Here is a 715-nt window from a genome sequence, read left to right on the forward strand (position 1 = left end):
GCATGGTGGGCGGCCGCCGGCGGGTTCGGGGAGGGGTCGGGACGCCCCGACGTGCGGCCTCGGCCACCCGCGGGTGTCGGGTCGGCGTCCACGCCGCTCCGGAGCGTCCCAGCGGGCGGCGACCGCCGGGGGCGGGGGCGGGTCGGCGCGTTGTCAGTCCAGCAGGGACCAGGTGGTGACGCAGCGGGCGGTGACCGTCACCTCCTGGGGCTCCAGGTTCAGCTCACGGACGTCGGGAGCCGCTCCGGAGCGGGCGGCCATCGGCGCGCCACCGTAGGCACCCCGAGGTTGCGCCCGCTCGGCCTCGGCGTCGCTGATCCGCAGCAGGCTGCCCAGGCGACGTCCGAGAGCGACGGCGTAGCCCTCCGCGCGGCGCCGGGCGTCGGCGACCGCGTCGTGCTGCGCCTCCCGCACCGCCTCGGCGTTCGAGGTGAGTTCCCAGTTCGGGCCGCTCAGGCTCTCGGGCTCCCGCGCGAGCAGCGCCGAGCTGAGTTCCTCCAGGGCGGCCGTGTCGGTGACCAGCAGCTGGTAGTGCTGCTCGGCCCTGCATCCGACCCGGCGGTTGCGTTCCCAGTTCGCGCGCACGGACAGCCGGCGGGAACGCACCTGCACGCCAGGACGACGCAGCATCGCCTCCACGTCACCGACCCGGCGCCCCAGCTCGTTGACCGCCGTGCTCCGGTCCTCCCCCGCCGCGGCGAAGGTGGCGACCAGC

Annotated in this window: 1 protein-coding gene; it reads right to left on the bottom strand. The window is 76.4% G+C overall.

All coding sequences use genetic code 11. The features are described from left to right. Nucleotides 1-153 precede the first annotated feature (153 nt). Nucleotides 154-715: SIMPL domain-containing protein (locus tag ACTIDRAF_RS31475; protein ID WP_016701523.1), on the bottom strand; the 562-nt coding region annotated here is incomplete at its 5' end.

The sequence above is a fragment of the Actinoalloteichus spitiensis RMV-1378 genome (assembly GCF_000239155.1).
Classification (GTDB): Bacteria; Actinomycetota; Actinomycetes; order Mycobacteriales; family Pseudonocardiaceae; genus Actinoalloteichus_B; species Actinoalloteichus_B spitiensis.